Raw genomic sequence first — 21,910 nt, forward strand, 5'->3', positions numbered from 1 at the left:
ACCTTGAACGCCCGCACCCTCTTTACCGAACCCGACGACCGGATGGCCGCTGAGTTGGCGGGGCATCTGCATCACATCATCACCCTGACCGCTCTTGAACCCTTCGACATCGCGGTCTGGCTGGGCAAACCGATCAGCGGGTATAAGCAATCGCGCTTCGCCGATACATTCCAGTATCGCTTCCGCCTGACAGGCTTGACGCCGGGAGAGGCGCGGCGCATGACGGACCGGCTCGCCGCCCTGCCGGCGGTCGCAGGCGCTCAGGTCGAGCACATGATATTTTCAGAATCTTCGGCCCGCGCCGATGACAAAGCCCTATTGTCTGACTATATAGAGGCGCACAACACCCCCTTGTGAGCGCTACCATAACGGCCTATAGAGCCGTCCCAGTGCTTTTAATAATGCCACACACATCCCTCAGGAGAGCTTCGGCCATGACCACTAAAGGCAATCTGATCAATGGCGAATGGGTCGTCATCGACAAGACCTTCAACAACATCAACCCGTCCGACACCAACGACATCATCGGCGTCTATTCGACCGCCGGCGAAGCCGAGGTTTCCGCCGCCATTGCCGCCGCCCGCGAAGCCTTCAAGACCTGGCAGTTCTCGACCCCGCAGCAACGCTTCGACGTGCTCGACAATGCCGGCACCGAGATCCTGGCCCGCAAGGCCGAACTCGGCGCCCTTCTGTCGCGCGAAGAAGGCAAGACCCTGCCGGAAGGCATCGGCGAAGTCACCCGCGCCGGTCATATCTTCAAGTTCTTTGCGGGCGAAGCCCTGCGCGCCCACGGCGAGGTGCTCGATTCGGTCCGTCCAGGCGTGAAGGTGGAAATCACTCGTGAGCCGGTCGGCGTCATTGGCCTGATCTGCCCGTGGAACTTCCCGATCGCCATCCCCGCCTGGAAGATGGCCCCGGCCATCGCGTTCGGCAACACGGTCGTCTGCAAGCCGGCCGAACTGACACCGGGCTGCGCCGGGAACTGGCCGACATCCTCAACCGCGCCGGCCTGCCCAAGGGCGTGCTGAACGTGATCTTCGCCCGCGGTTCGGTGGCCGGTCCGCTGCTGATCGACGGTTGTGACGCCATCTCCTTCACCGGCTCCGTGCCCACCGGCACCCGCGTGCGTGACCAGGGCCGTGGCCAAGGGCAAGCGCATCCAGGCCGAAATGGGCGGCAAGAACCCCGTCGTCGTGCTCGATGACGCCGACCTCAACATCGCCGTCAATTCGGTGCTGAACTCGTCCTTCTTCTCGACCGGCCACCGCTGCACGGCGTCATCACGCATTATCGTCACCGAAGGCATTGCCGATAAGTTCGTCGAAGAACTGGCCAAGGCCGCCGGGGCCATCAAGGTCGGCGATTCGCGCGCTGACGGTGTCCAGATGGGTCCGATCGCGTCGCAGGAACAGCTTCAGATCGCCCGCGACGCGGTCGCCAAGGCCAAGGCTGAAGGCGGCGTCGTCCTTTCCGGCGGCGAAGACCTGACCTTCGGCACCCCCGGCTACTATTACGCCCCGACCCTGATCGACAAGACCACCCCGGACATGGCGATCAACAAGGAAGAAGTGTTCGGACCCGTAGCTTCGGTCATCCGCGTCAAGGATCTGGAAGAAGCCATCAAGGTGGCCAATGACACCGAATTCGGCCTGTCGGCGGGCATCTGCACCACTTCGCTGAAGTCGGCCGAGACCTTCAAGCGCCGGTCGGAAGCCGGCATGGTCATGGTCAACCTGCCGACCGCCGGTGTGGATTACCATGTGCCGTTCGGCGGCCGTAAGGGCTCGTCCTACGGTCCGCGCGAACAAGGCGCCTATGCGAAGGAATTCTACACGATCGTGAAGACGGCCTATCAGTTCGCCGGCTAAACCGTCCGAACACGGATAAAAGAAGAGCGGCTCCGAAAGGGGCCGCTTTTTTTATTGCTTAGTTGGCGACAGACCGCATATTAAAAACAAGGGGACAATATGGGCAGTAAGTGTAGCCAGTGTGGCTTTAAAACAAACGACAAGACCTTTTACAGGCGGGAAAAGGGAGGTGTCTTCGGCCAGCAACAAACGGTTTGCGAAGCCTGCACCGTTTACACGCCCAACCTAGCTGAGTATCGCGCTTTTTATTTTAACCTTTTCAATGCGGCTACATGGTCATTTCTTGTGTTATTCCATTTCCGCGACACGCCAGATATCGGCTTGTGTGTGGCCATCATGTTCACCACAACAATCCTGACTACACGTTATCAAACCTTTATTCATGAAGCTGGCCATGCCTTCGCGGCACATTTTTCGGGACAGGATATATGGCGAGTAGATATTGGCAGCGGACCACTGTTACGTCGCATTCGTGTCGCGGGCATCAACTTCGACATGCGCCGCTACGGGCACACGGGCGGTGAGGCTGCTTATTTCTCGCCCAATGCACCCGTATCGCGCACCACGCAAATGTTTATTGTCGCGGCTGGACCACTGGCAAATCTACTGACGTCCGCCCTCTGCTTCGCAGCAGGGTATGCAATCAGCCATTGGGCAATACCAGGACTTATTGGAACTGCAATCTTCAGCGGGTTTGGCCTTGCCAACCTGACAATGGCTTTTCGCAATCTCTGGCCAAGGAAATCTACTGACAGGGCAGGTCTTCCGTCTGATGGCTTTCAATTGCTGAAAGTATTGAACAATTCCGCCATTGATTACCGATCAGATCCAGAACTTGCCGCGAATATGATTTGGTTTCACGTCAATGGCTTAAGGCATCAAGAAAGACATCGGGATGCGATAGATATCGCCACGGCTCATTTGCAGTCGTCCCCCTATCGCCTGAGTTTGGCAAGCATGATTATGGACTCCCTGTCTTATGCCGAAGGCAATCAAGCAGTAGTCGACTTCTACCTGCAACATGATGCCGAACTAACAGAAGGCGTTTCAGAAGATGTAAGCGCCTTGGCTTACATTCATGCAAATGCAGCCTGGAGCGCCATTAAACTCAATGCACCCTCACTTCTTAATCTTGCAGGCTCCTGGTCCAAGAAAGCTTTCACGACTCTGCCGGAAAGGCCAGAAATAGCTGGCACACAGGGCGCCTATTTGATTGTTACCGGCCAGCCGGAAGAGGGTATCGCCCTCATGCTCCCCGCCATACGCTCAGTTAATGTCCAAGCGGATAAGGCTGATTTTTGCAAATACATAGCGCAAGGCTATAAACGCCTAAGTCAGATCCATCGCGCAGAGATTTTTGATGCTTTGGCTGAACATCTCAAGCCCGCTTAAGCTACTTCCCGCGCCTTACAAATATCCAACGCCAAAACCTCCGCCAGCGGCTTCGGGCGGCTGTAGAGATAACCCTGCAAATACTGACAGCCCGCCAGCCTGAGTAGACGCGCCTGGTCTTCGGTCTCGACGCCCTCGGCCGTCACCGAGATATTCAGCGCCTGGGCGATGGCCACTGTGCCCGCCACCAGCGCAGCCGCTTGGGGATCGCGGTCTACCGTGCCGGCCAGCGACTTGTCGATCTTGATCTTGTCGAACGCATAGCGACGCAGATAGCCGATGCTGGAATAGCCGGTGCCAAAATCATCCAGCGCCATGGAAACACCCAGCGCCTTGAGATTACCTATGGCAGCCACGGCGCGCGCCGGATTTTCGATCAGGTAACCCTCAGTCACCTCCAGTTCGAGGCGGTCGGTCGGGAAGCCGGTTTCTTCCAGGGTTTTCGCCACCTTGACCTCAAGCTCCGGATCACGGAACTGCGCCGGCGACAGGTTGACGCTCAGGCGCAGGCCCGGCACCTCACGCAGGTCATGGCACGCCTTTTTCAGCACAAACTGTCCCAGCGGATGGATCAGGCCGCTGGCTTCCGCCACATCGATGAACTGATCGGGCATCAGCGCGCCTTCGGGCCGGCGTGGCCAGCGCACCAGAGCCTCGACGCTGCTGATCACGCCGTTGCGCGCCTCGACGATCGGCTGGTAAACGACATCGAACTCGTCATTATCCAGACCCTTGCGGATGCCAGCCTCGATCGCGGCCTTGCGCAGGCGCTCGGCGTCGAGTTCGGCGTCATAGAGCGTGATGCGGTTCTTGCCGGCGCTTTTGGATTCATACATTGCCATGTCGGCACGGCGGAAAAGCTCCTGGCTGCGCACCGTCTTGATATCCGCAGCGGCGATACCGATACTGGCCCCGACCTGCAAACTGCGCTCACCGATGCGCACCGGTTTGGCGAAGAAATCGAGAATGGCTTTGGCAAAATCAAGACACGGCTTCATAGTCTCCGGCCCGGTCAGCACCATGGCGAATTCGTCGCCCCCCATGCGCGCCAGCAGGGCGCCTTCGGGCATAATGCCCTTCAGCATGGCCGCCACGATCATGATCAGCTTGTCGCCGGTGGCATGGCCATAGATGTCGTTGACTTCCTTGAAACCGTCGAGGTCGAGATAGACGACGGTTTTATGCACCGGTCCGCGACCGGATTTCGCCTTCTGCACCAGTTCAAACAGGGCCCGGCGATTGGGCAGGCCGCTCAGGCCATCGGTCAGGGCAAATGACCGCGCCAGCTTCTCGCTTTTGGACAGGCGATAAAGTCCGAAGGCGCTGGCGGCGGTGAACATCAGGATGAGCAGGGCCGTGACCAGGCCCACCTTGCGGATGCCCCATGCGGCGGCGCGGGCCGCTTCCATGCCGGGCTTGCGCGGCGTCCAGGTCAGTTGGCCGATATCCCCGGCGGCGCTGCGCAATCTCTTCGCCGGGGCCACGGCTTCGCCGGAAGCCACCAGGCGCAGATTGGCCAGTCCGAAGGTTGTGCCGATGGGTTTCAGCAAGGCCGGGGTCAGGTGGCGGGTCATGACCAGATAGCGTCGGGCGGTACCCAGGCTGGCAATGCCGGAATCCGAGCGGCGGATCAGGCTGATGCCGACAATGGCCGGTCCCTTCCAGGTTTCGGACAGGCCCACCACTACGCGCTCGCCTGAGGAAATTTGCGACGGATCGGCCTTCACCAGGGTATTGAAGCCGGCGCCGAAGCGCGCAAGGCTGCCCCCGGATAGGGCTTGCCGTCGATATAGCCCCACAAGACACGGTAATCACCATCAAGCACAAACGCGCCATCATAGGCGTTCCGGTCGCTGGCCTTATTGCCCCAGGTCGAATAGAGCCAGTCCGGCTCAATACCCTTATGGTAGATTTCCTCCTGGCCGCCATTCCATACGGCATTGTCGGTCAGGGTGGCGGTGAGATTGTCGATGGTGGTGGTAATGGCGGCCTGCGCGGTTTCCTCGGCGCGGCGTGTATCCAGTTCATTGGTCTTCTCAGCGACCATACCGAGCGAGGAATGCAGCAGAATCAGGATCGCCAGCAGCAGGCCGAAACCCGCAGCGAACACCAGCCCGAACAGGGTCCGGGCCTTCAGATTCATCACTCCGTGCAATAGCTTCTGCATTTGCGCCCCCTGAGAGAGGGCGCATCATGCGGTAAAATCGTGAATTTCTTCCTTACGCGGACGGTATTTTCAGCGGCTGGCCTTCCGGAGCGCCACGACCCAGGCGATCCGGCAGGGGCTGGCCTTCCGGCACGAATTCCATCGCCACGGAATTGAGGCAATAACGCAGGCCGGTGGGGCGCGGGCCGTCCTCGAACACATGGCCGAGATGGGAATCACAGCGCGCGCAGCGAATTTCGATGCGCGTCATGCCGTGCGAGCGATCGATAATATTGCGGATATGGTCCTTGTCTATGCCTTGATAAAAGCTTGGCCAGCCGGAACCGGAATGGAACTTGGCGTGGCTGTCGAACAGCGGCAAATCGCAGAGATTGCAGACATAGGTGCCTTCTTCTTCATACTCATCGAACTTGCCGCAGAAGGCGGGTTCGGTGCCGGCATTCAGCAGGATGCGGCGGGCTTCCGGATCGAGCCGCGCGGCCAGTTCGTGCTTTTGCGCCTCCGTCGGCGGGGTGAGATCAAAGCCAAGGGCAGATTTGGTCATCGGATATCTCCTTCAACCCCTATATACGGTCTCTTCGCCCCACCAGTTACGGTTATCTTTAAATTTCTGGCCAAATTTCGCCCAGTGCGCCGCCGATTGCTCGAAAATATGCAGGTCGTGGCGGATGCCGTCCTTCAGCGTGTGATCCTTCAGCACCCCGACCGCGCGATAGCCATTGAAGGCTTGCAGGCGCACCGTGCGATCATTCCACGCCACCACATGATTGACGATCTTGTGCAGTCCCATGGTGAAGAAGGCGTGGTTGAGCGTGCCGACAAAATTATAGATGGTCAGCTCCTTCGGTGCGGCCGCATCGCCGATATAGACACCGATTTCACCAATGCCGGAATGCCGGTCGGTCACCGTAATCGAGGCATAGCCAACATCGCGGCCTTCGATCCGGATAATGCAATGTTCGTAGTCGTCGCGGGCGTTACAACGCTCAATCCAGGCGGTCTGGCGCGCGATATCATAGGGCACATCGGTCAGCATATATTTTGTGATATGCGGCGCCGTGCGCCAGTCGAGCAACAGACGGGCATCCTCAGGTGTGATCCGGCGATAGGACAGGAAATCATACACGGCGCAGTGCCTCCACGATGCGTTTCGGCCCCAGCCCATCGACCACGGCATGACCCTTGCGCGCAATATCCGCGCGGGCGGCCGGATCATCCATCAGCGCCTTGACGCGCGCACCCAGATCATCGGGCAGGCCGTTGCGGGCATCGATCACCGGAAACGGGCACGCTTTCAGCGCCGCCGCCTGATTGTCATAGACCACCAGCACCAGGGCCGGCAGCCCCATGGCGGCCACCTCGCCGACACTGCCGCCGGCGGCGGTGATCACCAGTTCGGATTTCGTCAGAGCACGGGCAACGCTATGCGGAGAGACCAGAACCCGCAACCTCGGCAAATAAGACATCATACCCGTCAAGACTTCGGCCTGCAAATTTGCCGGACCGGCAATTACCTTAATAAGACGGCTTGGCAATAAATGATGAAGTTGCCTTGCTACAATCCCGCTAAGCCCTGTTGGGTCACTACCACCAAACATAATGGCAATGGACGGCTCCAGAATAAGAGGTGCGTTTGATTTGCGAAATTCCCGGCGAATAAGTGCGTATTTCGCTCCAAGCAGCAAACGCGCGGATGTTTTTTTTACATATGAATCCTGGGGAGCAGCTATCGCCGGATTTATTAGCAGATCACAATCAAAATGTGCCAAAGCATCGAGGTCATCAATAACTGCAAGCCGAGCAAAACGACGCAACGAGGAAAGATAATCGGCTGTTGCCTTGTAACTATCGACCAAAACCGATTCATGCGGCATAATTACCGATCGCATCGAAGCAACGTCAGATCCAAAATCCGATACAGGCTCGGTTATAATACCCAATGGCTGGCAGCGATTACGTATCGTTTCATCCACGTGGTTCAAAAGAAAAGTGACCGGGATCTTCTGACGACGCGCTTCTTCGGCAATGGCGAAACAGCGCATGAAATGGCCCATGCCGATCTCAGACGAGGCTTCCGTGCGGATGAAGAGGCGCATTACGGCACCCGGATGATATCATGAACTGTCGGCGCTTCCGTCTGCCACACGGCCGTGGCCCATGACCAGCCGACGCCGAACCCGCACAGCAGAAAGGACATGTTCGGCTGGGGCCGTATCCGGTTCAGGTGATCGCAGATGGCCAGCGGGATCGACGCGGAGGACGTATTGCCGAAATCGCGCACGGCATAAACCATCTGGTCGTCGCGCGCCTTGATCTTATGGCCCAGGGTACGGATCATCATGGCATTGGCCTGGTGCAGGATCACATGATCGACGTCAGCGATCGTCCGTCCCGCCGAGGCCAGGGCACGCTCGATCGATGGCGCCACCTGTTTCAACGAAAAGGCCATGACCTGGGTGCCGTCCATGAAAAGCTCTGCCGCGCCCGGCTCGGCCAGGCCGCCGGTTTTCGAGATCAGCCAGGGCGCCCCGGAACCATCAGACCCCAGATCGAAGGAAATTGATCCGTCTTCGGATAATTCCAGCGCCGTCACCGCCACGCCGTCACCAAAAAGCGGCGCCAGCGAACGGTTGCTGTCAGAAATCATGTGGGTGGTGATATCGCCGGTGACCAGCAAGGCCCGGAAGATGCCGCCCGACTGCATCAGGGCATTGGCGACGGAAAGCCCGTAGACATAACCCGAACAGCCCAGTCCCAGATCGAAGGCGGCCGTCTCTTTCACCAGTCCGAGCGCGTTCTGCATGACGCAGGCCGTGCTCGGCAGAGGATAATCCGGCGTTTGCGTCACCACGATCAGCAGGCCGATAGTTTCGCGCGCCCAGTTGAGCTTTTCCAGCAGGACTTCCGCCGCCGCCACGCCCAACTGGCTGACCGTATGACGATCGGCCACCGGCCGGCGCTCGATACCCGTGGCGGCGATGATCTTGGCCATGGTTTCCGCGCCGAAGCTGGCGGCCAGGTCGGTATTCTCGCTGACAGCCTCCGGTAGCGCGGTGACGATCCCGCACAATCTCGGCGCTCTGGCGGTAAAGCTTACCATTATGAGGTCTTCTTTTTCACGAAGTCAGGCCCCCATCAACCACCAGGATCTGCCCGGTAATGAAACCAGCCTCTTCCGACAGCAGGAAGCGGATCAAGTGGACGATATCCGCCACTTCGCACAGCCGGCCCAGCGGTGTGCGCCGGACGATCTGATCGAGCTGCCTGTCATCCAGGCCTTCGGAAAGCCGGGTTTTCATATAGCCGGGCGCCACCGAATTGACGGTAATGCCGACCCGGCCTACCTCACGAGACAGGGCCCGTGAAAAGCCATCCATGCCCGCCTTGGAAGCCGCATAGGCGGTCAGGCCGGTATAACCACGCAGGCCGGTGATAGAGGAGATATTGATGATCCGGCCCGGTTTGCGTGTCTTCATCATCTGGCGCAGGGCCGACCGCGCCAGGCAGATGGCCCCCGTCAGGTTGACCTGTAAGACCCGCTCAATGTCGCTGACAGGCAGGGTAGACAAAATACCTTCGACCGACATGCCGGCATTATTGACTACGCCCCACAGGCGATGACCGTCGAACGCTTTGGTCGCGTCGATGACAAAGCGTTCGATCGCCGCCGTATCGGCCATATCCACGCCCTGCCAGAAGAACCAGTCGCCGTGAACATCCTTCAGCGCCTGCAAATCCGCACCAAAGGTGGTGCTGCACCCGGCCACGCCATAGCCCTGCGCCAGCAGATCGCGCGTCAGGGCCAGACCAAGCCCGCGACTGACACCACTTACCAGTACCCATTTGCGCGGCACGTCAGTCATGACCATCACCAAAAAGCGCCGCCAGTTCGCCCGCTGTATGGAACAGGACAAACCCCTCAGCAAAGGGCGTCAGGCCGGTCTTTTCCTCCAGAATGACAACGAGCGTCGCCAGATCGAGGCTGTCGATATCGAGCGGGCCATTCAGCAGCGGCGTATCGGCAGTAACCTCACTGGGTGCCGCGCCCTTGTCGGCGAGGATTTGCGTCAGTTCTTCACGGATGAGGTCGAGAGCGGTCACGGCAGGAATTCCTTGAGATGGGCGATGACGGCGGCGGGCGCCTCCATATGCGGCAAGTGGCCGGCGCCTTCGATCAGATGCAGCGGCGCGGATTTGGGCAGGCGGTGTGCCTCCGGCATGGGAATCAGGCGGTCATGATCACCCCACAGGACCTGCACCGGGCAGGCCACGCGTGACCAGTCGAAGCCTTCGGGCGAAAGCGCCAAGCCGTATGTCTTGGCATTACCCAGCAGCGCCTTGAGCGCGTCACTGCGCGCCGGATCGGCGGCAGCATTCGATAGCGAGGCCGTCAGGGACGCACCAAGCGACTGCCCTTTTGGCCCGAGCAACTGCAGAGCTAAGACTTCAGCATCATGGCCCTCAAGGAAGGCATCCAGCGTCTCGTGGTGAAATTCACCACCCAATCCGGCCGGCGAAATCAGCGACAGGGATTTCACACGCGACGCATGGCTGACAGCGAAGCCCAACGCAATCTTGGCGCCCATCGAATGACCAATCATATGCGCGCGATCGATATCCAGCACATCAAGGGCCTCATCGAGCCAATGGGCCATGAAGGCCAGGTCCGCCGCGCCGACATCGGGCGTACTCCGGCCATGTCCCGGCAGGTCGAGCGCGATAATACGATAACGCGAGGCCAGCGGCACCAGGCAGAATTGCCAGGTCAAGAGGTCGGCGCCAAAGCCATGCACGAACACGACGGTTTCACCCGCCGGATTACCGATTTCGAGATAACCGAGCGGGCCATGACTGTGCGCCTCACTGACGGACAGTGAAATCTTGCGTGACGGTTTAATGGGCACTTGCGCATTCACGCCAAAAACCCTCCGTCTACGGACAATATAGAACCGGTGATCCAGCGCGAGGTATCCGCCAGCAAGAAGGCGATGGCGGCGGCGACATCATCAGGCTGCCCCAGGCCCAGCGGGTGCATGTCCACGACGCGCTGGAAATTCTCTTCGGAAAGGATGGTGCGGAACTGATCGGACATCGGCGTATCGACCATGGCCGGGGCCACGGCATTGACGCGCACACCATCGCGCACCAGCTCGACGCCCAACCCCTTGACCGCCGAAACGATACCGCCCTTGGAGGCCGCATAGACGACATTGCCCGGCGCGGTTTTCAGCGCGGCCGAGGACGAGCAATAGACCAGAGAAGCCGGATTACCGTGGCACGCCTTGAGGCGGAAGCCTTGGGCCAGCATCAGGGCTGCGCCGAGGTTCTGCGTCAGCACATCCATGACGAAATCAGGCTTCACTGCCTGGATGGGGCGCGTGGCCTGTACGCCGGCGCAATGGGCGATGCCGTTCAGCGGGCCAATCTCGGCACACAGCGCCTTCAGCCACGGTACGATAGCGTCAAGGTCAGCTAGGTCGAAAAGGCGACCGATATGGCCCTCGCCTTCGAACGCCGCCAGAGTTTCATCCAGGCGCGCCTGGTTGCGGCCGGAAGCCACGACGCGCGCGCCTAGTTTCGACAGATAGATGGCCGTCGCCCTGCCTATGCCGCTGGTGGCGCCGGTGACCAGGATAGTGCGGCCAGCCAAAGACATGGGGTTGAAACCGGTCATATGACGCCCTTCATGCGCTTGGCATATGCCCGCTGGAAATGGGCGATGCGGCCTTCCAGTTCACCCAGCACCGGCGGACGCTGCGGCGGCGCATCGCGGGTGCCCAGTTGCGCGGTGGCGCAGATATCGCGGTCTTCGTTGCGCACCTGCTCGGAAAAGCTTTTCAGACTGTCGATCACCATGCCGCGGGCTGCCCGGCCATTATTCTTCGCCAACCATGAGGTCGAATGGATGCGCAGGGTTTGCGGCCCCGTCGGCTCGAAGGTCTGGAAGGTCAGGAAGGCACCGGCCGAAAAAGTGACGACAATATTAGGGAAGATCAGGAAGTTGCCATATTGCGGATAGCGCTCTGATGCCTCCAGTTTGATACTTTTCGCTACCTGGCCCCACCATTTCAGCGAACGCTCCTTAAGATTGCCGACATAGCGGCTGTGGTCGCCATCAGTCGAAATCTTCAGGTCGATGCTCAGGATCAGTCCGAAGCTGTCGGCATGGACCAGCGGTACGTGATAGCCCTCTGCGGCATTGTCCATGCCCAGCTTCCAGTTGGCCGCCCAGTCATAGCTTTCCTGCTCGAACTGATCCGGACAGATGTCGCTGACGTGTTTCAGATCATCATAAAAGCTGCCGAGAAACTCGGCCAGCGAGGGCCCGCCCGGTTTCATCCGCACAAAGACGAAATGGCCGACGATTTCCAGTTCATAGGCTTCCAGCGCCAGCCTGGTCTTGTCCGCCTCATCAAAACCAAAGCTCTGATTATTGAGCGGAATGCCGATCGGCTTGCCGGCGCCATCATAGGTCCAGCCGTGATAGGGGCATTGCAGGACGCGATTGCCCTTGCCGCACTGGATTTTCGAGAACCGGTGCGAACAGACATTGCGGAAGGCCTTCAGTTCGCCGCCAAAGTTCTGCACCACGATCGAATGCGGGCCGATCTGCGCGGTGATGAAGTCCTTGTCGTTTTTCAGGTCATGCACAAAACCGACGCACAGCCAGGACGGCCTGAACACATGCTCGATCTCGGCGGCGAGAATGTCCTCGCGCCAGTAATGATCCGCCGGTATCTGGCCAAGCCGTTCCTGGTACATCAGGCCAGTTCCACGACCTGCGGGGCCGGCATTGGCCCAACGGTCATCTTGATGGCGCTCCACGACCAGCCGACGCCAAAGCCCATCATCACCAGACTTTGCGGTTTATCGAACTTGTCCGCCAGTCTGGCCGCGATGGTCAGCGGGATCGAGGCCGAGGAGGTATTACCGTAGGTTTCCATGGCGATCGGCACCTTGTCCTCCGGCAGGCCGGATTTCTTGCGCAGGTGATTGAGCATGAAGACATTGGCCTGGTGGAACAGGACATAATCGACATCATCGATCGTCGTATTGGCGGTTTCCAGTATGCCCTTCACCAGCGGCGGCACATTCTTCAGCGTGAAATTGAACACCTCTGTGCCGTTCAGATGCAGCCGTGCCTTGCGGTACAGGTCTTCGGCCTTTTCCGGCGGATGCGGTTCCTTCGGCGGCAATAACGGATGCTTCAGCGCGCCGGCCTCAACCATGATATGGGCCGCGCCTGAACCATCCGTGCCAAAGACACCATACATTTCGTCCGTTTTCGGATCAATTTCCAGCGCCGTGGCCGTACCGGCATCGCCAAACAGCGGAATCGTCGCCCGGTCGCCTTCCAGAAGCTTGGAAGTCGAGACATCGCCGGCCAGAACCAGGGCCCGCGCTGGCCGACCTGAGACCTTCAGGGTCTGCATCAGCGAGGCGGCGGTCCACAGGCCGTAGGCATAGCCCGAACAACCGAGATTGATATCGAAAGCGAGGCAGGAACCGAGCCCCAGCCGCGATTGCAGGGCGCAGGCGGTGGCCGGAATAACGTAATCGGCGCTTTGCGTCACCATGATCAGAACATCAATGCTGTCACGCGCCCAACCAAGCTCCTCAAGCAGGCCATCGGCGGCCTTCTGGCACAGGTCCGAGGTGAGGATGTCAGGGCGGGCAATATGGCGCGAACGCACCCCAATCGAGCCGATCAGGCGTTCGCGTTCGGCTTCATCCGGGATCAGGTTTTCGGCGGCCAGATCGCGCGTCTCGGCCGGCACACAGGCGCGAATACCGCGGATACTGACGCCTTTCATTGTCGCTTCGGTCATGACCGCTTCCTCGATTACGCCACGCTTATCGGTGATTCGCCGGAGCGCCACCAATCACAACCCTGCGCATCAAGAATTTAAGGGAATATTGACGGAATCAGGATTTCCTTAAGCCCAGTATATCAGGAGCATATCATGGATAAGTCCGCCTTCTTCGCCGCCGTCGCCGAAATTCTCGAAGCCGATCCGGCCGGCCTGACCGGCGACGAACTGATCAGCGATGTTGGCAACTGGGATAGTCTGTCAGTCATCTCCTTCGTCGCCATGGTCGACAGCGACATGGACCAGATCGTAGATGGCGAACAGCTCAAGGGCGCCAAGACCCTGAATGATTTGGCGGCACTGGTCGGCCTCTAAACTCCATGAAAAGGGTCGCCATCATCCCGGCGCGCGGCGGCTCAAAACGTATTCCGCGCAAGAATATCAAGCCCTTCTTCGGCCGGCCGATGATCAGCTATTCGATCCGGGCGGCCTTGGAGTCGGGCTTGTTTGACAGCGTCGTCGTCTCGACCGATGATGAAGAGATCGCCGAAGTGGCGCGGTCCTTCGGCGCCGACATCCCTTTTATGCGCCCGGCGGACCTGGCCAATGATCACGCCGGCACCGGCGCAGTCATCATTCACGCCCTGCAATGGTTTGCAGAAAACGGCGTTGATTACGACGCCGCGTGCTGCATCTATGCCACCGCCCCCCTGATCGATCCGGAACGGCTGAAGGAAGGCTGGGAGAAGCTGCAAGGCAAGCGCTTTGCCTTTTCAGTAACTTCCTACGCCTTTCCTATCCAGCGCGCCCTGCGCCAGACACCCGACGGCAGTGTCGATATGTTCTGGCCGGAAAACCTGACCAGGCGCTCTCAGGATCTGGAACCGGCCTATCATGACGCCGCGCAGTTTTACTGGGGCTGGCGCGATGCCTGGCTGAACGGCGAGATCGCCTTTTCGCCTATTTCCGCTCCCGTTATCCTGCCGCGCACCCAGGTTGTTGATATCGATACACCGGAAGACTGGGAGGTGGCCGAGGTTACCTATCGCGTTTTAAAGGGCTAATACTCCGTATCGCCACCACCCTGAGCAAAGCCCGGCAGGCGCAGATTGTACTTGATGGCGCACGACCGCAAGGCTAGGCCGGCAAAGAAACCAACTAGCGCCGCCAGCCAGAAATCGGCGCCCATTAGTTTCAGAATAGCAAAGACGCCGGCGCTCAGCAGCGCTGCCGTCACATAGATTTCCCGGCTCATCAAAAGGTTAGGCTCGCCGGCCAGCACATCGCGGATCACCCCACCGAAACAGGCGGTCAAAACACCCATGATGACCGCCGAAAAGGGATGGACGCCCAATCCCATCGCCTTCGCCGTACCGACCACCGCATAGGCCGCCAGACCGATGGCATCGAGCCACAAAAGCGCGCGAAACCGCCAGCCGCGCCTGGCAAATATCCAGACTGCCACAGCCGCCACCAGACAGGCCATGACATAGCCCGGCCGCTGCACCCAGAAGACCGGCGCGCCGATCAGCAGGTCGCGCATGGTGCCCCCGCCGACGCCGGTGATGGCGGCGAAAAAGCCGAAGGTGACGATATCCTGACGGCTGCGCGCCGCCGCCAACGCGCCAGTCATGGCGAAAACGGCCACGGCGGCATAATCCAGCCAGAACAGGGCCAGGGAAATCTGGGCGGTGAGGGATGCAGGCGAGGTCAGGGTATCCATGACCGCGCCATATCACATCTTACCAGTGACGCCCATAGTAAGACCGACCATGGTAATGATGGTAGCTGTAACGATAGCCGGGACTGCTGGAGAAGAAGACAGTGACATAGCCGCGCGGTGGCGGTGGCGGCGCGTAATAGCCGTCATCATAGCTGTAATAAGCGTTCTGATAGCACTGCACGCTGTCCGAACCGACCGCATTACCGAGCAGACCCCCCAACCATGGCGCCGCCGATGGTATTGCCGCCGCGGTTCCAGCGGTTGGACAGGCCGTTGCCGACCACGCCGCCCAGCACAGCACCGACGATCGTGCCGGTGGCGCGGGCGCTGGCCTGGCGCTGATAGCAATAACCGGCGGGTTCACGGCCCGGCGAGGCCGCGGAAGGATATCCGCTGTCGCGGGCTTGATCGGCACGTCCCTGCTCATAGGCGCGGCGCAGTTCCTGCTGGCTGTAGGGGCGCAGGTTGTCGCTTTGCGTGTCATTTGTTTGCGCCAGCACCGGTTGGGCCAGCATCAGGGCAACGCCTGCAAAAAAGCAGGACTTTGTGATCAAGAATTTCATCTACGCCTTACTCCGCTCTGTCGGTTCTTATTTACCTCAAAATTATGTTCGGTGCATGGCCAAAAGCTTGACCGCATGACATCAGAGGTTCAAGCCTGCGTGTAGCCAAGGAGCGCGTGGAATGTCCGAAATGAAACCTGTAATCGCCCTGCACAGCGCCTATCGTGACGATATCGGCGATCTGGTGACGCGCCGGCCGGTGCCCAATCGGCAGCTCAACAATATCGGCGCCTTCCTGTTCCTCAATCACCACGGCCCGCAGACCTATGCGCCGAATAATCGCGGCCTGCCCTTTGGCCCGCATCCGCATCGCGGTTTCGAGACCGTCACCTTCATCCTGGAAGGTGATCTGGCGCACCGCGACACCGGCGGCCATGAGAGCATTATCCATGCCGGCGGCGTGCAGTGGATGACGGCGGGCAGCGGATTGGTGCATGAGGAGGTCTCGCCCGAAGCCTTCAAGCGCGCTGGCGGACCAATGGAAATCTTGCAGCTCTGGGTCAATCTGCCGGCGCGACTGAAAATGACCGCGCCGCGCTATACGGGCATACAGAAGCCGGAAATCCCGACCATTGAGGCCGACGACGTGACGCTCAACCTGATCTCCGGTCACTGGCGCGGCCTCGACGGCCCGATTACGTCGCTGACCGGTGTTTTCATGACGACGCTGGAGATGAAAGCTGGCGGCCGGATCAGCTTCGATGGGCTCGAAGGCCGCGATGTGTTTTTGTATGTCGTACGCGGCGATCTGGCGGTCAATGGCGCCGATGTGCCGCACTGGAATCTGGTGCAGTTTGGTGCGGGCGGGCTGGTCGATATCGAGGCGGTGGAAGACAGCGTCGTGTTATTCGGTCATGCCGAACCAATCGACGAGCCGATCGTGGCGCACGGGCCGTTTGTGATGAATACGGTACAGGAAATCCACCAAGCCTATGCCGATTACCAGGCAGGGAAGTTTGGGTAACGTCTCCTCCCCACTTCGTAGGGAGGAGACGTTAGGCTATCATATCCATTGCCAGCGGCTCACCACGGGCTATATCCCGGCTGGCGGTCTTGCCGAGCACGTTCCAAAGGTGCGAGGGCGGCAGGCCCAAGCCCGGACGGATCGAGCGGATATTGTCATTGGTCAGCACCTCGCCGGCCTTGATATCCTTAATCACATATAGCGAGCGGCGGAAGGTCTTCGAGCCCTGCTCCGTGCCTAATGTCTCATAGTGAACACGGCCGAGCGCCTTCCAGGCGTCCTTGCAATCGCGCACCAGCGCTGTGAATTCCGCCGGCTCCAGCGAGAAGCCGGAATCCGGTCCGCCATCGGCGCGGGCTAATGTAAAGTGCTTCTCGATCACACAGCCGCCCAGCGCTACCGCGGCCACACTGGCGGCCGTACCGAAGGTATGATCGGACAGACCGGACACGCACCCGAACTTGCGGCCAAGATCGGGAACCGTGCGGACATTGGCATCGGCGATATTGGCCGGGTATTCCGACACACAGTGCAGCAGGATGATCTCGCCGGAGCCGAATTTGCGCGCCGTCTGCACCGCCGCATCGATCTCGCTGGCATTGGCCATACCGGTGGACATGATCATCGGCTTGCCCTGCTGCGCCACATAGGCCACCAGCGGCAGGTCCACGAGTTCGAACGAGGCGATCTTGTAGGCCGGCGCGCCAAGGCTTTCCAGCAGGTCGACGGCGGTATTATCAAAAGGCGAGGAAAACATCGTCACGCCGCGCTGTTTCGCCCGCTCGAAAAGCGCCGGATGCCAGTCCCATGGTGTGTGCGCTTCCTGATAGAGATCATAGAGCGAATACCCATCCCACAGTCCGCCCTTGAGCTGGAATTCCGGCCGGTCGGATTTCAGGGTGATGGTGTCGGCGGTATAGGTCTGAAGCTTGATGGCGTCACAGCCGGTATCGGCGGCGGCATCGATCATCTTCAGCGCGCGGTCGAGCGAGCCGTTATGATTGCCCGACAGTTCGCAGATGATATAGGGCTCGTGATCGGCGCCGATTTTGCGGCCGGCAATCGTGACTTCCAGACTCATAATACCTCGCTTAATGCAGCGATGACCCGCGCGGGGTCGTCATCCGCCATATCAGCATAGAGCGGTAAAGAGAGTGTGTTCTGGTAGAAGCGATCGGCGCCTGGCAGGTCACGCTGCGCCAGGGCACGGGTCTGCCAATAAGGCTGGCGATGCACCGGCGCATAATGCACCTGCGTGCCGATGCCGCGCTCGCGCAAACCAGCCATGACGGTAGTGCGGGTCGTACCGAGGGCAGCAAAATCGATATTCACCGCAAACAGGTGGAAGACGGTATCATAGTCCGAATGCTTCCAATTAACCGGAATATTGGCCGCCGCCAGCGCCGCCTGATAGGCCGCCACCAGCGCCTTGCGCCGCGCGGCAAATTCCGGCAGGCGCTTCAGTTGCGACAGACCGAGCGCGCAATTGATATCCGGCAGGCGGTAATTATAGCCCAGGCATTGCTGTTCATAGACCCAGGGACCGGTATCACCTTCGCCATCGTAGCGCAGGCCGACAAAGTGTGCCGGATCACGCTCGATTCCATGTGAACGCAAGGCACGCAGCCGCCGCGCCAGCACCGGATCGTTGGTGGTGATGGCCCCGCCCTCGCCGGTGGTCAGGGTCTTGACGGGATGGAAGGAGAAACACGCCGCCGTCGAGCCTTGGCACGACCCGACCGGCCCTTGCGGCCCCACTGTGCCGATAGCATGGCAGGCGTCCTCGATCACAAAAGAGCCATGCTCCTCGCACACTTCCCGAACATGTGAAAGATCAATGGGCCGGCCGGCATAATGGACGGGAATGACGCCGCCCAGGCGATGGCCGTGATAATCGCGCTCCAGTATGGCCAATGCGTCATCGAAGGTCTCGTCGGTGATCAGGCCGGTGACCGGATCGACATCGGCGAAGATCACTGGCGCCCCGCAATAGGCGACACAATTGGCCGAAGCTGCAAAAGTGATGGCCGGTACGATGACGGCACAGCGCGGCGACAATTCCTCGCTCATTACCGCCAGATGCAGGGCCGCCGTGCCATTGGCAACCACCACGGCTTCCCTGGCGCCGACCGTCTCGGCCAGCGCGGTTTCAAAGCGTTCGACCATCGGCCCCGTGGTCAGGAAATCGGAGCGCAGGGTCTCGACCACGGCCTCGATATCGGCCTCGCTGATCGACTGGCGGCCATAGGGGAGAAATTTCACCATCCCATCTCCTCCCCTGCAAAGCGGGGGAGGTGGCGCGGCGCAGTCCGCGACGGAGGGGGCGATTTCGCCCGTATATAACGCCCCCTCCGGCGAGACAAGCTCGCCACCTCCCCCGTACGCCGCGCTACAGGGGAGGAGAAGGTGGAACGGTTCCTCATGCCAGATACGCCTTCATCATAGCCCTGATGCCGTCCGCGTCCAGACGCTCCTCATTGTTATCCGAGGCATAGGAAAAACCTTCCGGCACCTTCTTGATACCGCGCACCTTGGCAAAGCTCTTGCGGGTATATTCGGCGAATTCCGGCTCAATGACGTAGCGGTCATCCAGTTCAAAGGTCGAGCGCGCGTCATCGGCCGAGATCATCATTTCATGCAGCTTCTCGCCGGGGCGGATGCCGATGACCGCCTGCTTCGCCTTCGGCGCCATGGCGGTGGCCGGGTCGGTGACCAAGGTGGCCGGAATCTTCGGAACGAAAATTTCACCGCCTTGGGTCAGTTCCATGCAGGACAGCACAAAGGCCACGCCCTGATCGAGCGAAATCCAGAAGCGCGTCATGCGCGGATCGGTGATCGGCAATTCGCTGGCGCCCTTTTCCAGGAGACGCCTGAAGAACGGCACCACCGATCCGCGCGAACCGACGACATTGCCATAGCGCACCACGCAGAAACGCGTACCGATATCGCCCGACATATTGTTTGCGGCGACGAAAATTTTGTCCGAGGCGAGCTTGGTGGCGCCGTAGAGATTGATCGGCGAGCACGCCTTGTCTGTGGAGAGCGCCACCACCTGTTTGACGTGCGTGGCGAAGGCGGCGGCCACGACGTTTTCCGCGCCGTTGATATTGGTGGCAATACATTCCGACGGGTTATATTCCGCCGCCGGCACCTGTTTCAACGCCGCGGCATGGATGACGATATCGACGCCGCGGAAAGCCATCACGAGGCGTTCGCGGTCGCGCACATCACCCAGAAAGAAACGCAGTTTGGAGAGTTGCAGCTTGTCGAAGCGCTCCTCCAGTTCGTTCTTCATCTCGTATTGCTTGAGTTCGTCACGCGACAGGATGATCACCTTGCGCGGATCATAGATCTCCAGCAGGGTCTGGACCATACGACGGCCAAACGAACCTGTACCGCCGGTAATCAGCACAACCTTGTTTTTGACCGGGTCGGTCTGTGGCGAAAAATCACGATGAATAAGGTCGGTCATGCAGCCCTGCGATTGGTAATCCGGACATTACCCGTCCGTGGCCCGCATGGTGCCCTGCCCCGGTTAAAGGGGCGTTAACCCAGGTTAACCACCGCCATAGCCGCCAACCACAGGCAGTATTTCACCGGTGATATAGGAGGACATCTGCGCCGAGGCCAGGAAGACATAGGCCGGGGCCAGTTCCTCCGGCTGGGCCGGGCGCTTCATCGCCGTCTGGGCACCGAATTGCGATACCTCATCCGGCGTCTTGTCGGCCGGATTGAGCGGCGTCCACACCGGCCCCGGCGCCACCGCATTGACGCGGATACCGCGTTCAAGCAACTGACCGGACAGCGCCCGCGTGAAGGCGTGAATGCCGCCCTTGGTCATCGAATAATCAACCAGGGAAGGGCTGCCCTCGATGCCGGTCACCGAGCCGGTATTCACGATCGCCCCGCCATAAGGCAGATGCTCGACCGCCGCCTGGGCCATCTGGAAATAACCGTAGAGATTGGTTTTAAGCGTCCTGTCGAACTGGTCTTCGCTGATGTCTTCAAACCGGGCGTGAAGCTGGAAGGCCGCATTATTGACGAGCACATCCAGCTTGCCGAGCATGGCCACGGTCTGCGCCACAGCTTCGCGGGCAAAGGTCCGGTCCGACACATCGCCTGAAATCAGCAGGCACCGCCGGCCTTCCGCTTCCACGAGGCTGCGCGTCAGCTCAGCATCCTCATGCTCATCGAGGAAGACAATGGCGACATCGGCGCCTTCTCGGGCATAGAGGATAGCCACGGCGCGGCCAATGCCGGAATCGCCACCGGTGATCAGCGCCACTTTTCCTTCCAGCTTTCCGGAACCTTTATAGAAGGGGGCGTCGTAAAAGGGCCTTAGCGCCATATCGGCTTCACTGCCCGGCTTGTCCAGCGCCTGATCCGGCAGGGGCGGCTCCGGGTATTTACGGGCGCCGGCCTGCATGGCCTTGTGCGACTTTTCCAGCGGATGGTTTTTATCGGTCTGGCGGCGCTCCGCCTGCAGGGCGCGCTGGACGGCGGCGGTATCTTCCGCCTCGTCCTGATAATCGAGTGGCGTCATGGTCACATCACCTAATCGCTAGGCCCCTGCCCGCTGTCGATTAAGACCCGCTGATCATTAAAAATCGATCAGGCAGTATGTTGGCGCCGCCATACATCGCGTAAGGCTTGCGGTATAAGCCACCACGGCTCGATGAAATAACGCTCGAACAGGCGTCTCGGCTCATGGAAGAACCGCACCAGCCACTCGATGCCCAGTCGGCCGGTCCAGCGCGGCGGGGTATACATGACGCCGGCCTCATAATCGAAAGCCGCCCCCACCGGCAGGATGACGCAGTCAGGCAAATGATCGAGATTATTGAGTATCCAGGTTTCCTGACGTGGCATTCCCATGCCGACCAGCAGGACATCCGGCTTCTTGTCCCTGAGATCGGCCAGCAGTAGCGCATTGACCGGGCCATTGAGATCGAAAAAGCCAGTGTGCAGGTCGAGATGCACCTGCGGATAACGGGCCAGGATCGCCGCCTTGGAAGCCGCGTTGTGCGCCGCTTCACCACCCACATGATAGACCCGCCAGCCGTTCTTTTGCGCCAGCATCCAGAAATCTTCGCGGAAATCGAGATAGGTGCAGCGATGGGCGCGTGAGACCTTGTGGCCCATCAACTTCGCCCAGGCGATCATCGGCGTGGAATCTATCTCGATCAGGTCGGCTTTTGCATAAAAGGCACGCATATCGGCGCGGCGTTGGAAGAGGTAGAGGCTGTGCAGGTTATGATTGGCCACGATGGCGCGCTCTTTCGCGGCCACCTTGCGGCCGACGAAATCCATGACATCGGCCGGGGTGATCACGTCAACCTCGGCCCCCAATAAGAACAGGCGGCACGGTTTATCCATGCCGCCTGTCTTACAGGACTAACCTTGATATTCCCCGAAGGGACAG

General features: G+C 59.9%; 25 protein-coding genes and 1 pseudogene. 6 read left to right on the forward strand and 20 right to left on the reverse strand.

What is annotated here, in order from left to right; translation table 11 throughout:
* Window positions 1-3: 3 nt before the first annotated feature.
* From NVV72_05855 to NVV72_05865, 3 genes and pseudogenes are all read left to right on the forward strand, one after another.
* Window positions 4-357, forward strand: a complete 354-nt coding sequence (locus tag NVV72_05855; GenBank protein ID MCR6658876.1) for a hypothetical protein — start codon at window positions 4-6, stop codon at window positions 355-357.
* 77 nt (window positions 358-434) lie between these two features.
* Window positions 435-1,868 (forward strand): annotated as a pseudogene (locus NVV72_05860) (aldehyde dehydrogenase family protein).
* 99 nt (window positions 1,869-1,967) lie between these two features.
* Window positions 1,968-3,260, forward strand: a complete 1,293-nt coding sequence (locus tag NVV72_05865; protein MCR6658877.1) for a site-2 protease family protein — start codon at window positions 1,968-1,970, stop codon at window positions 3,258-3,260.
* Here the strand turns inward: NVV72_05865 and NVV72_05870 are convergent.
* Genes NVV72_05870 through NVV72_05925 form a run of 12 tightly spaced genes read right to left on the reverse strand, consistent with a single transcriptional unit; the run spans window position 3,257 to window position 13,256 of the window.
* Window positions 3,257-4,987 (reverse strand): EAL domain-containing protein, encoded by a 1,731-nt coding sequence (locus NVV72_05870; GenBank protein ID MCR6658878.1) that lies wholly within the window; start codon window positions 4,985-4,987, stop codon window positions 3,257-3,259. The genes NVV72_05865 and NVV72_05870 overlap by 4 nt on opposite strands.
* Window positions 4,984-5,427: a hypothetical protein gene (locus NVV72_05875; GenBank protein MCR6658879.1), complete on the reverse strand. Its 444-nt coding sequence runs from the start codon at window positions 5,425-5,427 to the stop codon at window positions 4,984-4,986. Before NVV72_05875 ends, NVV72_05870 begins: the two co-directional genes overlap by 4 nt.
* A 52-nt stretch (window positions 5,428-5,479) precedes the next feature.
* Window positions 5,480-5,971, reverse strand: coding sequence for a peptide-methionine (R)-S-oxide reductase MsrB (gene msrB, locus NVV72_05880; protein ID MCR6658880.1), 492 nt, complete (start codon window positions 5,969-5,971; stop codon window positions 5,480-5,482).
* A 12-nt stretch (window positions 5,972-5,983) separates the two neighbouring features.
* On the reverse strand, window positions 5,984-6,553 hold the full coding sequence (locus NVV72_05885; protein ID MCR6658881.1) for a GNAT family N-acetyltransferase: 570 nt from the start codon (window positions 6,551-6,553) through the stop codon (window positions 5,984-5,986).
* Entirely contained in the window at window positions 6,546-7,523 is a 978-nt protein-coding gene (gene pseG / locus NVV72_05890; protein MCR6658882.1) for a UDP-2,4-diacetamido-2,4,6-trideoxy-beta-L-altropyranose hydrolase, read from the reverse strand. Before pseG ends, NVV72_05885 begins: the two co-directional genes overlap by 8 nt.
* On the reverse strand, window positions 7,523-8,527 hold the full coding sequence (locus NVV72_05895; GenBank protein MCR6658883.1) for a ketoacyl-ACP synthase III: 1,005 nt from the start codon (window positions 8,525-8,527) through the stop codon (window positions 7,523-7,525). The genes pseG and NVV72_05895 overlap by 1 nt, the downstream gene beginning before the upstream one ends.
* A gap of 16 nt (window positions 8,528-8,543) precedes the next feature.
* Entirely contained in the window at window positions 8,544-9,290 is a 747-nt protein-coding gene (locus NVV72_05900; protein ID MCR6658884.1) for an SDR family oxidoreductase, read from the reverse strand.
* Window positions 9,283-9,528, reverse strand: a complete 246-nt coding sequence (locus tag NVV72_05905) for a phosphopantetheine-binding protein (GenBank protein ID MCR6658885.1) — start codon at window positions 9,526-9,528, stop codon at window positions 9,283-9,285. The genes NVV72_05900 and NVV72_05905 overlap by 8 nt, the downstream gene beginning before the upstream one ends.
* Window positions 9,525-10,331, reverse strand: coding sequence for an alpha/beta fold hydrolase (locus NVV72_05910; protein ID MCR6658886.1), 807 nt, complete (start codon window positions 10,329-10,331; stop codon window positions 9,525-9,527). Before NVV72_05910 ends, NVV72_05905 begins: the two co-directional genes overlap by 4 nt.
* 8 nt (window positions 10,332-10,339) lie before the next feature.
* Complete coding sequence (locus NVV72_05915; protein MCR6658887.1) at window positions 10,340-11,101, reverse strand: SDR family oxidoreductase; 762 nt, start codon at window positions 11,099-11,101, stop codon at window positions 10,340-10,342.
* Complete coding sequence (locus NVV72_05920; GenBank protein ID MCR6658888.1) at window positions 11,098-12,252, reverse strand: aromatic ring-hydroxylating dioxygenase subunit alpha; 1,155 nt, start codon at window positions 12,250-12,252, stop codon at window positions 11,098-11,100. The genes NVV72_05915 and NVV72_05920 overlap by 4 nt, the downstream gene beginning before the upstream one ends.
* A complete protein-coding gene (locus NVV72_05925) occupies window positions 12,189-13,256 on the reverse strand; it encodes a ketoacyl-ACP synthase III (protein ID MCR6658889.1) in 1,068 nt (355 codons plus the stop codon). Before NVV72_05925 ends, NVV72_05920 begins: the two co-directional genes overlap by 64 nt.
* Before the next feature lie 135 nt (window positions 13,257-13,391).
* Here NVV72_05925 and NVV72_05930 point away from each other — a divergent pair, with 135 nt between their 5' ends.
* The gene (locus tag NVV72_05930; protein ID MCR6658890.1) at window positions 13,392-13,613 is read left to right on the forward strand and encodes a phosphopantetheine-binding protein; all 222 of its coding nucleotides are present in this window, start codon (window positions 13,392-13,394) and stop codon (window positions 13,611-13,613) included.
* Between the two features lie 5 nt (window positions 13,614-13,618).
* Window positions 13,619-14,302: a pseudaminic acid cytidylyltransferase gene (gene pseF / locus NVV72_05935; GenBank protein ID MCR6658891.1), complete on the forward strand. Its 684-nt coding sequence runs from the start codon at window positions 13,619-13,621 to the stop codon at window positions 14,300-14,302.
* Here the strand turns inward: pseF and NVV72_05940 are convergent.
* From NVV72_05940 to NVV72_05950, 3 genes are read right to left on the reverse strand one after another with little or no spacing between them, the layout of a single operon-like run.
* Entirely contained in the window at window positions 14,299-14,961 is a 663-nt protein-coding gene (locus NVV72_05940) for a trimeric intracellular cation channel family protein (GenBank protein ID MCR6658892.1), read from the reverse strand. The genes pseF and NVV72_05940 overlap by 4 nt on opposite strands.
* Before the next feature lie 19 nt (window positions 14,962-14,980).
* Window positions 14,981-15,181: a hypothetical protein gene (locus tag NVV72_05945; protein ID MCR6658893.1), complete on the reverse strand. Its 201-nt coding sequence runs from the start codon at window positions 15,179-15,181 to the stop codon at window positions 14,981-14,983.
* The gene (locus NVV72_05950; protein MCR6658894.1) at window positions 15,162-15,476 is read right to left on the reverse strand and encodes a glycine zipper 2TM domain-containing protein; all 315 of its coding nucleotides are present in this window, start codon (window positions 15,474-15,476) and stop codon (window positions 15,162-15,164) included. Before NVV72_05950 ends, NVV72_05945 begins: the two co-directional genes overlap by 20 nt.
* Window positions 15,477-15,645: 169 nt before the next feature.
* On the opposite strand from NVV72_05950, the gene NVV72_05955 reads away from it, so the two are divergent.
* Window positions 15,646-16,488, forward strand: coding sequence for a pirin family protein (locus NVV72_05955; protein ID MCR6658895.1), 843 nt, complete (start codon window positions 15,646-15,648; stop codon window positions 16,486-16,488).
* Window positions 16,489-16,519: 31 nt separating this feature from the next.
* On the opposite strand, the gene pseI is transcribed toward NVV72_05955, so the two are convergent.
* The 5 genes from pseI to NVV72_05980 form a co-directional block, all read right to left on the reverse strand.
* On the reverse strand, window positions 16,520-17,569 hold the full coding sequence (pseI, locus tag NVV72_05960) for a pseudaminic acid synthase (GenBank protein MCR6658896.1): 1,050 nt from the start codon (window positions 17,567-17,569) through the stop codon (window positions 16,520-16,522).
* Entirely contained in the window at window positions 17,566-18,753 is a 1,188-nt protein-coding gene (gene pseC, locus NVV72_05965) for a UDP-4-amino-4,6-dideoxy-N-acetyl-beta-L-altrosamine transaminase (GenBank protein MCR6658897.1), read from the reverse strand. The genes pseI and pseC overlap by 4 nt, the downstream gene beginning before the upstream one ends.
* A gap of 154 nt (window positions 18,754-18,907) precedes the next feature.
* On the reverse strand, window positions 18,908-19,960 hold the full coding sequence (gene pseB, locus NVV72_05970) for a UDP-N-acetylglucosamine 4,6-dehydratase (inverting) (GenBank protein MCR6658898.1): 1,053 nt from the start codon (window positions 19,958-19,960) through the stop codon (window positions 18,908-18,910).
* An 84-nt stretch (window positions 19,961-20,044) separates the two neighbouring features.
* Window positions 20,045-21,031 (reverse strand): SDR family oxidoreductase, encoded by a 987-nt coding sequence (locus tag NVV72_05975; protein MCR6658899.1) that lies wholly within the window; start codon window positions 21,029-21,031, stop codon window positions 20,045-20,047.
* A 68-nt stretch (window positions 21,032-21,099) separates the two neighbouring features.
* Window positions 21,100-21,864, reverse strand: a complete 765-nt coding sequence (locus NVV72_05980; GenBank protein MCR6658900.1) for a WecB/TagA/CpsF family glycosyltransferase — start codon at window positions 21,862-21,864, stop codon at window positions 21,100-21,102.
* Window positions 21,865-21,910 lie beyond the last annotated feature (46 nt).

The organism is Asticcacaulis sp., from assembly GCA_024707255.1.
GTDB lineage: Bacteria > Pseudomonadota > Alphaproteobacteria > Caulobacterales > Caulobacteraceae > Asticcacaulis.

Excerpts from the sequence above, each read along its gene's own strand:
- NVV72_05865 (MCR6658877.1), top strand. The coding sequence starts at position 1,968 with ATGGGCAGTAAGTGTAGCCAGTGTGGCTTTAAAACAAACGACAAGACC.
- NVV72_05875 (MCR6658879.1), bottom strand. The coding sequence starts at position 5,427 with ATGCAGAAGCTATTGCACGGAGTGATGAATCTGAAGGCCCGGACCCTG.
- msrB (MCR6658880.1), bottom strand. The coding sequence starts at position 5,971 with ATGACCAAATCTGCCCTTGGCTTTGATCTCACCCCGCCGACGGAGGCG.
- pseG (MCR6658882.1), bottom strand. The coding sequence starts at position 7,523 with ATGCGCCTCTTCATCCGCACGGAAGCCTCGTCTGAGATCGGCATGGGC.
- NVV72_05895 (MCR6658883.1), bottom strand. The coding sequence starts at position 8,527 with ATGGTAAGCTTTACCGCCAGAGCGCCGAGATTGTGCGGGATCGTCACC.
- NVV72_05900 (MCR6658884.1), bottom strand. The coding sequence starts at position 9,290 with ATGACTGACGTGCCGCGCAAATGGGTACTGGTAAGTGGTGTCAGTCGC.
- NVV72_05915 (MCR6658887.1), bottom strand. The coding sequence starts at position 11,101 with ATGACCGGTTTCAACCCCATGTCTTTGGCTGGCCGCACTATCCTGGTC.
- NVV72_05925 (MCR6658889.1), bottom strand. The coding sequence starts at position 13,256 with ATGACCGAAGCGACAATGAAAGGCGTCAGTATCCGCGGTATTCGCGCC.
- NVV72_05930 (MCR6658890.1), top strand. The coding sequence starts at position 13,392 with ATGGATAAGTCCGCCTTCTTCGCCGCCGTCGCCGAAATTCTCGAAGCC.
- pseF (MCR6658891.1), top strand. The coding sequence starts at position 13,619 with ATGAAAAGGGTCGCCATCATCCCGGCGCGCGGCGGCTCAAAACGTATT.
- NVV72_05940 (MCR6658892.1), bottom strand. The coding sequence starts at position 14,961 with ATGGATACCCTGACCTCGCCTGCATCCCTCACCGCCCAGATTTCCCTG.
- NVV72_05950 (MCR6658894.1), bottom strand. The coding sequence starts at position 15,476 with ATGCTGGCCCAACCGGTGCTGGCGCAAACAAATGACACGCAAAGCGAC.
- NVV72_05955 (MCR6658895.1), top strand. The coding sequence starts at position 15,646 with ATGTCCGAAATGAAACCTGTAATCGCCCTGCACAGCGCCTATCGTGAC.
- pseI (MCR6658896.1), bottom strand. The coding sequence starts at position 17,569 with ATGAGTCTGGAAGTCACGATTGCCGGCCGCAAAATCGGCGCCGATCAC.
- pseC (MCR6658897.1), bottom strand. The coding sequence starts at position 18,753 with ATGGTGAAATTTCTCCCCTATGGCCGCCAGTCGATCAGCGAGGCCGAT.
- pseB (MCR6658898.1), bottom strand. The coding sequence starts at position 19,960 with ATGACCGACCTTATTCATCGTGATTTTTCGCCACAGACCGACCCGGTC.
- NVV72_05975 (MCR6658899.1), bottom strand. The coding sequence starts at position 21,031 with ATGACGCCACTCGATTATCAGGACGAGGCGGAAGATACCGCCGCCGTC.
- NVV72_05980 (MCR6658900.1), bottom strand. The coding sequence starts at position 21,864 with ATGGATAAACCGTGCCGCCTGTTCTTATTGGGGGCCGAGGTTGACGTG.